We start from the raw sequence: 14,156 nt of genomic DNA, 5'->3' as shown, positions 1-14,156 counted from the left end.
CAGCGTGTCCACAAGCCGTTCAAGTTCACCGTTGCGCTGAACAAGGCCGTGCCGCTGATGTACAACGCGCTGGCTTCCGGCGAGATGCTGCCGAAAGTGACCCTGAAGTGGTACCGCACCTCTGTCGAGGGCAAGCAGGAGCACTTCTTCTCTACCGTGCTGACCGACGCCACCATCGTCGACATCGACTGTCAGATGCCGCACTGCCAGGATCCGGCGAAGTCTGACTTCACCCAGCTGATCCAGGTCTCCATGGCCTATCGCAAGATCGATTGGGAGCACACCGTTGCCGGTACCTCCGGTGCGGACGACTGGCGCGCGCCTATCGAGGCCTAAGCCTGATGTTCTGACTTCATTCCCTGTATTAGGTTTCGTATGTTGTGGCCGGTGTGCACCGGCCTTTTATCCCGTATTTCTCCGGGCGGTCTTGGGCTGCCGGAGCCTTTATGCTTTGCCATCCCCCTGTCTATCTAGTCGATGTTGTGTTGCTGAATGCGGAGGGATGGCAAAGCAATAAGGAGTGTTCTGTTATGCAGACACAAATATCGTATTACCCGTCATGTTACTTATCTTTGGTGACCGCTTGTGTACCAGAGAGGGCGGTAGCGTGGTTTTTTGACAGGTTTCTGGCGCAGTTTCGAAAGGTGATAGGGAGATATCATGGCTAATCAGACCGGATTGCAATTCACCGTTAAGGTGGGCGCGCTGCCTGCCACCACTTTTGTTGTGGCAAGTTTTACGCTGAATGAGGCTTTAAGCGATCCGTTCATCCTTTCATTGCAACTGGCGAGTAGTCAGCCGGATATCGACTTCGGTGCGATACTGGATCAACCTTGTGAGTTGCTGGTGTGGTACGACGGCGAGTTGCAGCGACGTGTTAACGGCGTGGTGAGTCAGTTCGAACAAGGTGACAGTGGTTTTCGCCGAACGCGCTACAGCATGGAAGTCAAACCTGCGCTGTGGCGATTGGGTCTGCGTCATAATGCCCGTATTTTCCAGGCCCAAAAGCCGGAAGAGATCATCGGCGCCCTGCTACAAGAGCACGGCATTACCGACTACGCCTTTGCACTCAAGCATGCCCATGTGCAGCGGGAGTACTGCGTACAGTACCGGGAATCTGACCTTGAATTCATCAATCGCCTCGCAGCAGAAGAGGGGATGTTCTACTTTCATGAGTTTGAAGCCGGCAAGCATCGGCTCGTGTTCGCAGACGATGCCGCAGCGCTCACCGATGGCCCTGCGCTCTTCTTCAATTTAGGTAACCGCTCGCTAGAGCAAGGGCCCTATGTACGCCAGTTTCACTATCGAGAAGCAGTGCGCCAGGCTGAGGTTGAACTCAAGGACTACAGCTTTAAAACCCCTGCATATGGCCTGTCCCATAAAAAGCTGGGGAATGAACTTGAGCACCAGCGTGATACTTATCAGCACTTCGATTATCCAGGGCGTTTCAAGCAAGATCCCAGTGGCAAATTCTTCACCCAATACCGGCTTGATGCACTGCGCAGGGATGCCATGGCAAGCCGAGGCCAATCAAACTGTGCGGCGCTGTTGCCGGGCCAGACTTTTGCATTGAGTGAGCACCCAAATGCAGCGTTGAATACCGATTGGCAAATCGTCAGCATTGTCCATACCGGCAAGCAGCCCCAAGCACTGGAAGAAGAAGGTGGCAATGGTGCGACAATGGTGACCAATGAGTTCTCGGTTGTGAAAGCGCTGCAAACCTGGCGACCGCTCTTACCACATAAACCCATGGTGGATGGTCCCCAAATTGCCACCGTCGTGGGGCCTTCTGGTGAAGAGATCTATTGCGACAAATATGGCCGGATCAAGTTGCAGTTCCCATGGGATCGCTATGGTGCCAACAATGACCAGAGCTCCTGTTGGGTACGTGTCAGCCAAGGTTGGGCGGGTGGCCAATATGGCATGATGGCGGTACCGCGTATCGGTCACGAAGTGATTGTGAGCTTCCTCGAGGGGGATCCGGATCAGCCCATCGTGACAGGTCGTACTTATCACGCCACCAACCAAACCCCCTATGTCTTGCCCGAACATAAAACACGAACACTGCTGCGAACCGACACACATAAGGGCCAAGGCTTCAACGAGCTGCGTTTTGAAGATGAAGCATCGAGAGAGCAGATTTACATTCACGCCCAAAAAGACATGGATGTAGTCATCAACCATATCCATCGCCAAAGTGTGGGGCTGGATCAGCATTTGACGGTCAATCAGGATCAGTTCCAGCGAGTGGACCGCCATAGTCATCGCACGGTAGCTCAAGATGATGTTGAACAAATTGGGCAGGATCATCACCAACTGATCGGTCGCCACTTTGTGCAAAAAGTGATGGCCTCATTCAAACGATTCATCGGTGGGGGCGAGATCACTCATCTGGATGGTAGCCGCCAGACTTCTATTTCTGGTGGAGAAGAGCTGGTCGTGGGAGCACATCAACGTGTGGTGGTGGGTACAGACAGCTACCTCAAAGCCACCGAGATTGTGCTGGAGGCGGGGCAAGCGCTGACCATCAAGGGGCCAGGTGGTTTTATCAAGCTTGATGGCGCGGGAGTGACTATCTCGGGCAATGTGGTCAAGATCAACGATGGCGGCTCACCAGGTGCCGGTACAGCTCCTGTCGCAATAGAACCGGAGGCACCGAACAAGCCCACCCTGCCGGATGCACCGGATCGTCGTTAAGGAGTCATTATGCCAAGTGCTGCCCGATTAGGTGATAGTTGTGCCGGTCATGGCTGTTTTCCGGCGACCCCCATCATTGCTGGTAGTGGTGATGTCATCATCAATGGCAAGCCTGCAGCACGTAAAGGAGATGCCGTGTTGCTCCATGCTTGCCCTTGTCCCAACATGCCCCATGGCATTCATAGTCGCGCCATCTCCGGTGGTTCCAGCAATGTATTTATCAACGGCAAGGCGGCAGCAAGGGTGGGGGATGCCATCGGCTGTGGCGGCTCCGTTGCTGCAGGCAGTGGCAATGTGATCATCGGGGATAGCCCCTATCAATCTCCCGCCAAAAGCTGTGCTGAGCAGACGGCCAAAAAACGGCTGCCCTTGTTGGCGCTCTCGCCCATGTTGGTGCCATGGCAAACATTGCTTGAGTGGGCAGCTCCCGTCGCCTTGCCAGAGGTAGAGAAAACCTTGACAGAGGCACAGCGCAAGCTGCGCTATCAGGCGCGTAAACAATTATCCGAGCGTGCCGCCAAGGTGCCAGGGTTGGCAGATGCAGGTAAACGTCTGGGCTTTAACAATGACAGTATCCTGCGTGCTGAGGCTGCGCAGTATGTCTATGCCGTCGATGAATTTAATCGCGGTGCGCGAACTGACTTGCCTGCGGCTCCTGTTGGCCTTTCTCAGGTAGATACCAAAAAAATACCCGGCCTGGAAAAAGCTGTTTTTACCGATAAAAAGAGTGGCTTTGGTGCCGCTTTGTTCAAATCCTCCATCAACAACGAGACCATGCTCACCTACCGGGGCACTAACAACGCGGTGACCGGTAAAATGGACTGGATGACCAATGGGGCTCAGGGGATTGGTTCGGAAACCAAGCAATACAATCAGGCGATGGATTTGGCGCGGCAAGTGCAACTTGCGGTGGCTTCGCCATCTTCGTCGCTTGTCGCGGTTGGTCATTCATTGGGTGGAGGATTGGCTTCAGCGGGAGTTGGTGTTACCGGCTTACCTGGGTACACATTCAACGCGGCCGGATTACACGCCAATACCGTCAGCCGCAAGGGTGGCCTGCCTCTGGACAAAGTAGGTGAGTTGATCACAACCCAGGCAGTGGATGGCGAGGTGCTTACCATGGTGCAAGGGGTGGGGAAACTGGCAGTGCCAACCCTGTTTGCCGGGATTGGCGGTGCATTGGGCGGGTCAGGCGGTGCGGCTGTTGGTGGTGCCTTGGGAAGCCTGATTCTGGCAGGTGGGGCACTCCCCCCTGCTGCAGGCAAGATGTTACCCTTGCCCTCGCAAGGGGGAAACCCCGTCGCTCGCCACGGTATGGATCAAGTCATCGCCGGGATTGAAGCGCAGAAGAGTGAGGATATTGGCATCATTACCAGCAAACTTGGAGGAGTAAAATGATATGGCTTTCTCGTTTAAAAGTGCTCTGCGTAGGGGTACTGGGTTTGTTATCGGCATGCCAGGTAGGAGGAAAAAGTATGCAAGCCAGTGAGTTTTTCCCCGCCCCGGTAGTGAAAGTGCTGGAAGCCATCCAACGTGGTGATGAAGCCGCAGCCCGTCGTCAGATTGCGCAGGGGGTTGACCTCAATATTCAAGATGAAGAGGGCATTACCCCGTTATTATGGTTAATCCTTGAGACCAAAGACTACAAGGCGGTTGAACTTGCCCTAAAAGTGGGGGCAGATCCCAACTATAAAGATGGATTTGGTGATAATGCTGTTTGCTCTGTTGCGGGTTCTAAATATCCCGAACTGCTTCAGGTTGTCCTAGATGCGGGAGGTGACCCAAACTCACTGGACAGGAATAGTGAGCCGGCCATTTTCAATGCTATCGGTGAGACCCGCTGGGCCGATATCAAGTTATTGGTGGAACGTGGTGCAGATCTTAATTTGACTGATGGTCCTGGCCGTAATAGTGCGTTATATGGTGCATTTATCAATCAATATGAAGTTGTCTACTGGTTGTTACAGCATGGCGCCGATTTTAGGATACGAGCTGCTGTAGGCGCCGATCTGGCCTACATCGTAGAAGATAGCTTGTCACTGATGGATAAGTCCTCTCCTCAGTATCCTTGGGCGCTCAAGGTTAAACAGTTTTTGATTGACCAGGGTGTGAAATTCCCCCCGCTGACACCTGCCGAGGTACGTGAACGTTGGGCTAAGGGTGAGAAGGTCTAACTTGAGGTTGAGATACTGTCTGATGAGTTTCTGGGGCGCCATACTGAGCATGTTATTTGCGTGTCAGGTAGGAGGGGAAAGTATGCAAGCCGGTGAGTTTTTCCCTGCCCCAGTAGTGAAAGTTCTGGAAGCCATCCAGCGTGGCGATGGAATGACGGCGCGCCGGTTGATTGCACAAGGAGTAGAACTCAATATTAGAGATACAGAGGCCCCGGGAGCAACGCCATTGCTTTGGTTGATCAACACTAAAGATGAAAAAGCCATTCAGCTGGCGTTGAAATTGGGGGCAGATCCCAATTTCAAATTTGGTACTGGTGGCAATTGTGTTGCTATGGTCGCCGGCTCTAAATACCCAAACTTACTAAAAATGATGTTGGATGCCGGTGGCGACCCTAACTCACTCAATGGTGATCATGAACCAGCCATCTTCAATGCTATCGGTGAAGCACGTTGGGCCGATATCAAGTTATTGGTGGAACGTGGTGCAGATCTTAACCTGACAGATGGTCCTGGTAGCAATAGCACCCTATATGGTGCATCGATCAATCAATATGAAGTTGTATATTGGTTGCTGCAACATGGTGCGGATTATCAACTGAGATCTGCAACGGGAGCTGATTTAGCTTATCGAGTTGAGCACAGTCTATCACTGATGGATAAGTCATCTCCTCAGTATCCTTGGGCACTTAAGGTAAAACAGTTCTTGGTAGAAAAAGGCGTAAAATTTCCCCCACTGACGCCTGCTGAAGTACGCGAATGCTGGGGCAAGGGTGAGAAGGTCTAACTTGAGGTCGAGATACTGTCTGATGAGTTTCTGGGGCGACATACTGAGCATGTTATTTGCGTGTCAGGTGGGAGGAGAAAGTATGCAAGCCAGCGAGTTTTTTCCTGCCCCAGTAGTGAAAGTTCTGGATTCCATTCAGCGTGGTGATGAAGCCGCAGCCCGTCGTCAGATTGAGCAAGGGGTCAATCTCAATATCCAGGGAGAAGAAGGGTTAACACCACTACTCTGGTTAGTTTATGAGACTAAGGATTATAGGGCTGTAAAACTTGCTCTTAAAGTAGGTGCCGATCCTAACTATAAGAATGGATTCGGTGAAAATATTGTGAGCTCTGTTGCGGGTTCCAAATATCCTGAACTGCTAGAGGTCGCATTGGATGCAGGCGGAGATCCTAATTCGTTGGGGGAGAACGGTGTTCCGGCAATATTTAATGCCATCGGAGAGACGCGCTGGGCTGATATCAAGTTATTAGTGGCACGTGGTGCAGATCTTAATCTGACCGACGGTCCTGGCCGTAATAGTGCGCTATATGGTGCATATATTGATAAGTATGAAGTAGTCTATTGGTTGTTACAAAATGGTGCCGATTATAATGTGAGGGACAGCGGGGGTTCTGATTTAGCTTTCTCGGTAGAAGATAGCTTGTCACTGATGGATAAGTCCTCTCCTCAGTATCCTTGGGCGCTCAAGGTAAAACAGTTTTTGATTGACCAGGGTGTGAAATTCCCCCCGCTGACACCTGCCGAGGTACGTGAACGTTGGGCTAAGGGTGAGAAGGTCTAACTTGAGGTCGAGATACTGTCTGACGAGTTTCTGGGGCGCCATACTGAGCATGTTATTTGCGTGTCAGGTAGGAGGGAAAAGTATGCAAGCCGATGAGTTTTTCCCTGCCCCAGTAGTGAAAGTTCTGGATGCCATCCAGCGTGGTGATGAAACGACGGCGCGGCGGTTAATGGAACAAGGCGTTGATCTCAATATTAGAGATACGGAGCCACCGGGAGCAACGCCATTGCTTTGGTTGATCAATACTAAAGATGAAAAAGCCATTCAGCTGGCGTTGAAGTTGGGGGCAGATCCCAATTTCAAATTTGGTACAGGGGGCAATTGTGTTGCTATGGCCGCCGGCTCTAAATACCCCAACTTATTAAGAGTGATGTTGGATGCTGGTGGTGACCCTAATTCACTCAGTGGTATTAAGCAGCCAGCCATTTTCAATGCGATCGGTGAAGCGCGTTGGGCTGATATCAAGTTATTGGTGGAACGTGGTGCAGATCTTAATTTAACTGATGGTCCTGGTAGCAATAGCGCATTGTATGGCGCCTATATCAATCAGTATGAAGTTGTTTACTGGCTGTTACAGCACGGTGCAGATTACCGGATGAGAGACAGCGGGGGTTCTGATTTGGCTTTCTCGGTAGAAGATAGCTTGTCACTGATGGACAAGTCATCTCCTCAGTATCCCTGGGCGCTTAAGGTAAAACAGTTCTTGGTAGATAAAGGTATTAAATTCCCCCCGTTGACACCTGCCGAAGTACGTGAACGCTGGGCCAAAGGTGAGAAGATATAGTGATGTGAGACAAATGGGGCAAGAAAGATTGCCCTATAACCTCGGCATTGAAGGTGATATTTTTGTGACTTCACCGACACCATACACCCACTTTCATTATCGATCTTCTCATCACTAAGTGATTTGTCATTTTTAGATGTGATAAATATATCCAATTAACATAATAGTTAGGCAATCGCTTCTAATGTCATTACCTATATTCGACATAGTCAGGAATGAGACTGCTAATGTGTATGCCATTATTGACCTCAGCAAGCTAGAAGGTGGCATCACTTATTGGAAATCCCTGTATCGACAATGCCAGGAAGAGTGGCGGCTATTGCCCAATCACTATGGTGTGCAGTGCTATCCGGTCACTGAATTACTGTTACTCTCTATAACAGAAGGTTCAGCAACCGAAAGTCTGTTGTTATGGCTGTTATCCCATCAACACTACCCTGATTCGGGCGTTGTGTTGTTCACGGCAACAGCAGAAATAGATGACATACAGCAAGCTTGCTTACATCGCCATACTTGTGTTTATCCCGATGGTCGGCATGTCTTCTTCCCCTTTCATGAACCGACTACGCTAAAAACTTGGCTGACAATGGCAGATGTGTCAACGAGGCAGCAATTTGAATTGCCTTTTGGAGGAATATATCTTCCCGAGGTGTTCGATACATGTTATTCAAGCTTGGAATTTGAATGTATCAGCACGCCAGTGACGCCTCAGAACATATCACTACAATTATATGAAAATAAGTTGAGTGCCGAGGCTTATCGCATACTGACTAACCAAGCACGTTACCAACATTTGACCAAAACTTTATTCGTTAGAGCCAGTGAATACTATCCATTTTTGCTGGATATAACATGGCTAGAGCAGCGTTTCATAAGCGGTATTCTCTTGGCAAGTGAGTTTTATCCTGCTGCATCTGAAAATGAGTGGGAGTCCTGGTCGGCACATCGCTGGATCATAGGTTCAGATTATTATCGGCACCCTCAGTTTATTAAATTGGTTTCTCATTATTCGTTATCGATGGCCATTAAAAAATTCAAAATGGATGCCGCGCTGGTCAGTGATTCACGGACCCATTTCCATCGACGTGAATGGATGTTTGGCCTGGCTGACGACAAAGGGGCGTAAGACGTGAAGACAAACAAGGTGATGATATCTGGCAAGCATCAGGATGATGAGTGGCAGCAGTTGCTTGATGGGCAAGGTTTGTTCATGTTTGCCGAAGCGGCCATCAACGAGGCTGTGCCTGGCCTAGCAGAAAAATGGGGCGGTAGCCTTGAGCAGACCAGGTTGTATTGGGGGGAGGCGGGAAAGCTGCATAGCACTATCTCCCCCTATCTCATCCCTGTTCATCGACAAAATTGGGCAGAGCTTCAGCGCCTTGTCACCCATCAACCAGGCTGGGGCCTGATGTTTCAGCTCGACTGGTTCATGCTGGCGTATACGCCGCTGCAACAATTGCAAGCATTGCTGGCACATCTGCGGCAGTGGTCCTGGATAACAACCCCTGAAGATGAAACCGCCATCTTACGGCTCAGTGACTGGCAGGTGGTCAAACCCCTCTTGATGGCAAGCTCGCCTGCCGAAGCCACTGCGCTGTTTGGCCCTGTCGCCAAGATTATCGATGTGTCACCGGAGGGGAGTTGTGAATATCTCCAGCTCATTGAACGGGTCGAACATGACCTCGCTGGGCGTGTTCCGCAACAGTTATCACCTGCACAGTGGACTGCATTGAACTCGCTGTCAGATCGAGTTGCACACGATGAGTATGTCGCGCATATCCAGGCACATCATCAAGTGGTTAAGGGGTGGCAACCAGAGCAATTGTTCTCTTTCGTCAAAGAGGGTGAGCGAGAGGCTATCTCCAATGGATTCAAAAACCAGCAGGATGTTATTCGCTTCTTGAGTTTAAAACTGGAAATGCCAGCGGGCTTTATGGCGCTTCCTTGGGCAAAAAAAATAATGGCTGAACCGCCTGAACTGATTGGGCAACAAAACCGCATGGATAGGTTGTTTGAACAGGCACTTCATGAATTGGATAAGAGGTAGGTTGAGGGACTCATGAGTAAAAATAAAACAGCAAGCCTGATGTCCAGCGATGAGGCTGCCAAAAACAACTTTTCGACCGATAATATCATTTCTGGCGGTTGCGTAAAGTGTGGCTGTGAAGTCATCATCCATTATCATTATGACGATGGAAAGCCGGTCCCTAATGCCCCTTTTGTACTGACAGACAGTAATAAGAAAGAGATCAGTGGCAAGACGGATAAAAATGGGCTCTGTAAGATAAAAGACATGGGCTGTGGTCCTTTTGAGTTGCTAATGGAAGAGGGGAGCGATGAATTCAAACCCCAAGAAACCTTGCAAAATAACCCAGTCTTTCAATCGAATCCCGCCCATGCAGCACTGGCCGCTGAATATTTCACGCTATTTCTTATTCTGCGTCAGCAAGGATTGATTGAGTATGATGCCTCTGACAGTGACGCAGATGAGGTGGATGTTGATGATGTCGGCATGCTCGGTGGAATTTTCAATAGTGTCCCGGATAAGTACAACCAGGCTTACAAGCGTTTTTGGGCGCTGGATAAAAAAATTAACAAGGGCAGCCGCGAGCTCAAAGTGGCGGTCAACAAGATACACCACAGTCTCGCTGCCGAGCTGGGTGATAAGGCCAGCAGCAATGAAGCTGTGCTCTTGGTGTGTGAGGTGTTACTCGGGTTTGTACCTGTGGTCGGTCAGGTCATCGACCTGTATGCGATTGGTGAGTGGGGTTACGTCTCCTACAAGGAGCCGGCAAAGCTGGATGACAATCTGCACTTGGCGGGAGGAGCCCTGTGTTTGATAGGGGTTATCCCCGGCTTTGGTGATGCCATCAAGGTCAGTGGCAAGGCCATTATCAAGGCATTGAAACTGGGCGATAGGAAGTCAATTCAGTTTGCCATCAAGACCATTCGCAGTCTGTCTAATGGCAACTTGATTAAAGGGCTGACGGAGCTACGTTCCCAGATAACGACATATGGGCAAAAAGCCAAAGCCATCTTGCTGCAGGTGATTGCGGCATTGAAGAAAATGCTGATAGACCCAGCGAGCAACCGCTGGCTGATTGCCATGATGAAGGAGCAAATTACCGGGATTATCCACGCGCTGGAGAAACTCTCTGCAAAATACGACTCAGCACTTGCCTATATAGCTGCAAAATTTGATGAATTTATTGGCAAGGTGGTCACCCGAGTCACCGGCTCACCACGGGCTAAAGGGCGTGCTGATCTGCCAGAGGGTGTCAATGCTGGTCGCAACAAGGGGGATGGTGATCTCGATAAACCACCCACCGAAACAACCCGAGCAGGGGAGGCTGATGGTAATAACTGTGCTTCCACAAAAACGTGCCAAAAGAAAGGTGAGCCAGTCGATATGGCCACCGGTTTCGTGTTTGAACAGCGCGAAGATTGGCGCCTGGCCAGCTTGTTGCCGGTCGGATTGGCCCGTTACTACCGCTCGGGTGGGCAACGTCGTCCGGGTATTCTGGGGACTCTCTGGCGCACAGAATGGGACATGTCGCTGGAGCTGCAGGAGGGCATGGTCATCTTCACTGATGGCGAATTCAACCAGGCCTTCTTTACCCTGCCTGACGAAGGTGAGTGGGCACACAGCCCCTCCAACCCCGAGTGGCGGTTGACCCGCTTCGAAGGGCTGCTGCAACTGCACCATTTGGATGGTCGTCGTTATGGCTTCGAGCATGCCCGTGGCCCCCACCTTTATCTCACATCCATGAGTGATGCCAGCGGCAACCGGGTACGTTGGGTGTGGGAACGGGGTCGCCTGGTGCGGGTCTTGTTGGCCGATGGTCGCTATATTCGGGTCAGTCATCAGGGGCGCAATGTCTCTGCGCTTACCCTGGTGGTGTCGGAGTTTGACCCACCTCGCGAGCTGTCCCGTTATGAATATGACGACAGCGGTGCCTTGCTGCGGGTCAGGGCGGGTGCCGGGCGCAGCTTTGATTACCGATACTCACCGCAAGGGTGGCTCACCCGTTGGAATGACCTGGCCCAAACCTGGGTCGAACACGACTATGACTCGCAAGGCCGTTGTCTGGCTAACCGCTGTGCGGGCGGCTATTGGAAAGATCGTTTTAGTTATGACGATGCCAATCTCACCAGCTATTACCACAGCGCTTTTGGTGGCGTCACCGCCTATGTGCGCGATGAGCGCAACAATATCCTGCTACGCCGTGAGCCGTATGGCGGCGAAACCAGCTTTGAATGGGTGAACAATCAGTTGACTGCACTGGTTAACCCCCTGGGTCAGCGCACCGAGTTTGAACGCAACGCGTGGGGTCAAGTGACGTGCGTGACCTTGCCCGATGGCAGTGCCCACCGTTATGGCTACGATGACGCGGGCAGGCTGCTGGCCTATATCGACCCGAACGGTCAGCCTTGGCAATACAGCTATAACCCTCAGGGGCTCGTTGAAGGGGTGACTAACCCGCTGGGTCAGTGCTGGCGTCATGAATATACTCCTCAGGGTTTGTTGGCTGCGGTGACCGACCCGGTTGGTCAGCGCAGCCAGTGGCATTATGGGGAGCAAGGTTTGCCGGTTCGTTACGAGCCAGCTAACGGTGCCCCCTGGCGGTTTGTCTATGACCAGCAAGACCGTCTGGTCGCCCGTTATCAGGAGGGCGAACAAGGAGCTCTGGTACGTCGCTGGGAGTATCGTCACCACGCCCGGCAACCCAGCAAGGTCATCTATGAAGATGGTACCGAGAGTCGCTTTGATTACGACATCGAAGGCAATCTGGTTCGGCTGACCGATGCGCTGGGCCATCACCACCAACTGACCTATGGCGCCTTTGACAACCTTCAGAGCGTAACCGACCCACTGGGGGCCACCACCCGCTATCACTACAACGCCGAGAGCGAGTTTGCCGGTGTCACCAACAGTCAGGGGCATCACTGGCGCTATGAGTTTGATGCCTGCGGCCGGGTCGCAACGGAAGTGCACTATGACGGGCGTCGCTATGACTACCGTTACGATGTGGCGGGGCAGTTGGTACTGCGCCGGGCACCGGATAATCGCGAGCTGCACTATCACTATGATGTGTTGGGGCGACTGGCTCGAATTGAAGCCTGGCGTGCCCAGGGCGAGCATAGTGACCCGACGGCGAGGGCAAAAGAGAGTGAAACCCACTTTGCTTATGATGCCGCCGGTCGTCTGTTGCGGGCCAGCAACACCGATGCGGTGGTGGAATACGGGTGGGATGCACTGGGCCGGGTGGTCTGCGAGCACGTCAATGGCGAGACGATAGAGAGCCATTATGGCGAGGCGGGCCAGCGTGAGGCCATCACCGGCTTGCTGGCGCCGCTGGGGTTGGTTTGGCAGCAAGGGCGACTGACCCAGCTCACCGTGGGCAGCCGCCAGCCCCTGCAGTTTGCCCACGACCGTCAAGGGCGTGAGCAGATGCGCCAGAGCGAGGCCGGGTTTGCCCTCAATCAAGGGTGGAGCGCCACCGGGCTTTTGCTCTCTCAATCCCTGGTATCTGCGAGTGGCGCTGTGCCAGACACTCTGTCGCGTCACTATCAGTATGATGCCCTCGACCGGCTGGTTGGGGTTAACGACAGCCACTGGGGCGAACAGGGCTGGAAGCTCAATGGCAACGGCCAGGTGGTGGCCGAGCGCAGCAAGCGCGGTCACGAGCGTCAGGCCCGGCTATTTGGTTATGACAGCGAGCTGAACCTCTGCGAGCTCTCCCATATCCTGCCCAGCGATGGGCAACCCCTGTCCAGCCAGCAGGCTCAGGCCGAGCCCCTGCGCCGTTATGATGCTGCGGGCCGGGTCAGCCAGATAGGGCCCAATCAATACCGCTACGACAAGTGCGGACGGCTCAGTGAGAAGGTGGTATCACGCCCCGGTTTCCGACCCCAGACCACCCAATTTGAGTGGGATGGCTTTGACCGCCTGCAACGGGTCATTTTGCCCGATGGCAGCCGCTGGCGTTACCGCTACGACCCCTTTGGTCGGCGCATCGGCAAGGAGCGGGAGGGTCAGGTGAGCCAACTCACCGCGATAACCCGCGTCCACTATCGCTGGGACGGTGACCAGCTGGTGCAGCAACAAAGCTACCGGGCCGATGGCAACGCCGCCCGTCAGGTGCAGTGGGTGTATGAGCCGGGCAGCTTCAGGCCGCTGGCCCAGTGGGAAGCTGGTGAACAGGACGAGCGTCTGCACTATATCGTGACGGACGTGGCGGGCACCGCCCGTGAGCTGTGCAGCGAAGCCGGTGACATTATCTGGTGTGGTGAACAGCGGCTGTGGGGCAACCATCGCGTAGATGCAGTTCCACAGCAGCTTAGGCGTTTTCTTGGGGATGCGGCAAACGAAGAGACCTACTGTGAGTTGCGCTATCAGGGTCAGATTTATGACCAGGAGACGGGTCTTTACTACAACCGGCACCGTTACTTTGACCCGGAGTTGGGGCAATATATCTCGTCAGACCCGATAGGTTTTGCGGGGGGGCTTAGGCCACAGGGATATGTGCATAATCCGCTGGAGTGGGTGGATCCACTGGGGTTGGTGGGTGATCCAGCTAATGCTACCCATATCACGTATCAAGGAATAAAAAATGGAAAACCCTATGTCGGTTACGCAAGTAAGCCTGGATTTGGCCATAGCGCTCAAGATGTTTTAGATTATAGATATGGTAATAACTACGACGCATTTGATATCGAACCTAAACCATTTTACCGCGGGGAGGGGGTAGAGGGAAAATATACCGCAAGAGGCTTAGAACAGCGGCGATTTGAAGAGTTAGGTGGATTAGAGGGAACATCAAATAAACAAAATCCTGTAGGTCCCAATAACCCTAGAAGAGACGAGTATTTACGTAAGGCGGATGAGCATAATAACAAACCACCTAAACAAGGGTGTTAAGAAGGGAGGCTAAT

The 14,156-nt window shown here is 52.5% G+C and carries 9 protein-coding genes and 1 pseudogene; all 10 read left to right on the top strand.

The genetic code is table 11. The features are described 5' to 3' along the window. Positions 1 to 336, top strand: a pseudogene (gene hcp1, locus AB5Y98_RS09725) (type VI secretion system effector Hcp1); the annotation flags it as partial. A 324-nt stretch (positions 337 to 660) separates the two neighbouring features. Beyond that, positions 661 to 2,697: a type VI secretion system tip protein VgrG gene (locus tag AB5Y98_RS09720; RefSeq protein WP_336291803.1), complete on the top strand. Its 2,037-nt coding sequence runs from the start codon at positions 661 to 663 to the stop codon at positions 2,695 to 2,697. A gap of 9 nt (positions 2,698 to 2,706) precedes the next feature. Further along, entirely contained in the window at positions 2,707 to 4,095 is a 1,389-nt protein-coding gene (locus AB5Y98_RS09715; RefSeq protein WP_368231817.1) for a PAAR domain-containing protein, read from the top strand. A 77-nt stretch (positions 4,096 to 4,172) separates the two neighbouring features. Further along, complete coding sequence (locus tag AB5Y98_RS09710; RefSeq protein WP_336291801.1) at positions 4,173 to 4,871, top strand: ankyrin repeat domain-containing protein; 699 nt, start codon at positions 4,173 to 4,175, stop codon at positions 4,869 to 4,871. Positions 4,872 to 4,953: 82 nt separating this feature from the next. Next, a complete protein-coding gene (locus AB5Y98_RS09705; protein ID WP_368231816.1) occupies positions 4,954 to 5,655 on the top strand; it encodes an ankyrin repeat domain-containing protein in 702 nt (233 codons plus the stop codon). An 82-nt stretch (positions 5,656 to 5,737) separates the two neighbouring features. Further along, the gene (locus AB5Y98_RS09700) at positions 5,738 to 6,436 is read left to right on the top strand and encodes a hypothetical protein (RefSeq protein WP_336291799.1); all 699 of its coding nucleotides are present in this window, start codon (positions 5,738 to 5,740) and stop codon (positions 6,434 to 6,436) included. Between the two features lie 82 nt (positions 6,437 to 6,518). Further along, positions 6,519 to 7,220 carry a hypothetical protein gene (locus tag AB5Y98_RS09695; protein ID WP_336291798.1) on the top strand — a complete coding sequence of 234 codons (702 nt, stop codon included), beginning with the start codon at positions 6,519 to 6,521 and terminating at the stop codon, positions 7,218 to 7,220. A gap of 229 nt (positions 7,221 to 7,449) precedes the next feature. Continuing rightward, complete coding sequence (locus AB5Y98_RS09690) at positions 7,450 to 8,346, top strand: DUF4123 domain-containing protein (RefSeq protein WP_368231815.1); 897 nt, start codon at positions 7,450 to 7,452, stop codon at positions 8,344 to 8,346. Between the two features lie 3 nt (positions 8,347 to 8,349). Further along, positions 8,350 to 9,267 (top strand): DUF4123 domain-containing protein, encoded by a 918-nt coding sequence (locus AB5Y98_RS09685; RefSeq protein WP_368231814.1) that lies wholly within the window; start codon positions 8,350 to 8,352, stop codon positions 9,265 to 9,267. A gap of 12 nt (positions 9,268 to 9,279) precedes the next feature. Beyond that, positions 9,280 to 14,142, top strand: a complete 4,863-nt coding sequence (locus AB5Y98_RS09680; RefSeq protein ID WP_336291795.1) for an RHS repeat-associated core domain-containing protein — start codon at positions 9,280 to 9,282, stop codon at positions 14,140 to 14,142. The last annotated feature ends 14 nt before the right edge of the window (positions 14,143 to 14,156 follow it).

This window comes from Aeromonas sp. s3, assembly GCF_040907805.1.
Taxonomy (GTDB): domain Bacteria; phylum Pseudomonadota; class Gammaproteobacteria; order Enterobacterales; family Aeromonadaceae; genus Aeromonas; species Aeromonas dhakensis.
The sequence above is the reverse complement of the archived record's forward strand: the minus strand, read 5'-3'. Positions and strand labels throughout refer to the sequence as shown.

Coding starts and splice junctions, on each gene's coding strand:
- AB5Y98_RS09720 (WP_336291803.1), top strand. CDS start 661: ATGGCTAATCAGACCGGATTGCAATTCACCGTTAAGGTGGGCGCGCTG.
- AB5Y98_RS09715 (WP_368231817.1), top strand. CDS start 2,707: ATGCCAAGTGCTGCCCGATTAGGTGATAGTTGTGCCGGTCATGGCTGT.
- AB5Y98_RS09710 (WP_336291801.1), top strand. CDS start 4,173: ATGCAAGCCAGTGAGTTTTTCCCCGCCCCGGTAGTGAAAGTGCTGGAA.
- AB5Y98_RS09705 (WP_368231816.1), top strand. CDS start 4,954: ATGCAAGCCGGTGAGTTTTTCCCTGCCCCAGTAGTGAAAGTTCTGGAA.
- AB5Y98_RS09700 (WP_336291799.1), top strand. CDS start 5,738: ATGCAAGCCAGCGAGTTTTTTCCTGCCCCAGTAGTGAAAGTTCTGGAT.
- AB5Y98_RS09695 (WP_336291798.1), top strand. CDS start 6,519: ATGCAAGCCGATGAGTTTTTCCCTGCCCCAGTAGTGAAAGTTCTGGAT.
- AB5Y98_RS09680 (WP_336291795.1), top strand. CDS start 9,280: ATGAGTAAAAATAAAACAGCAAGCCTGATGTCCAGCGATGAGGCTGCC.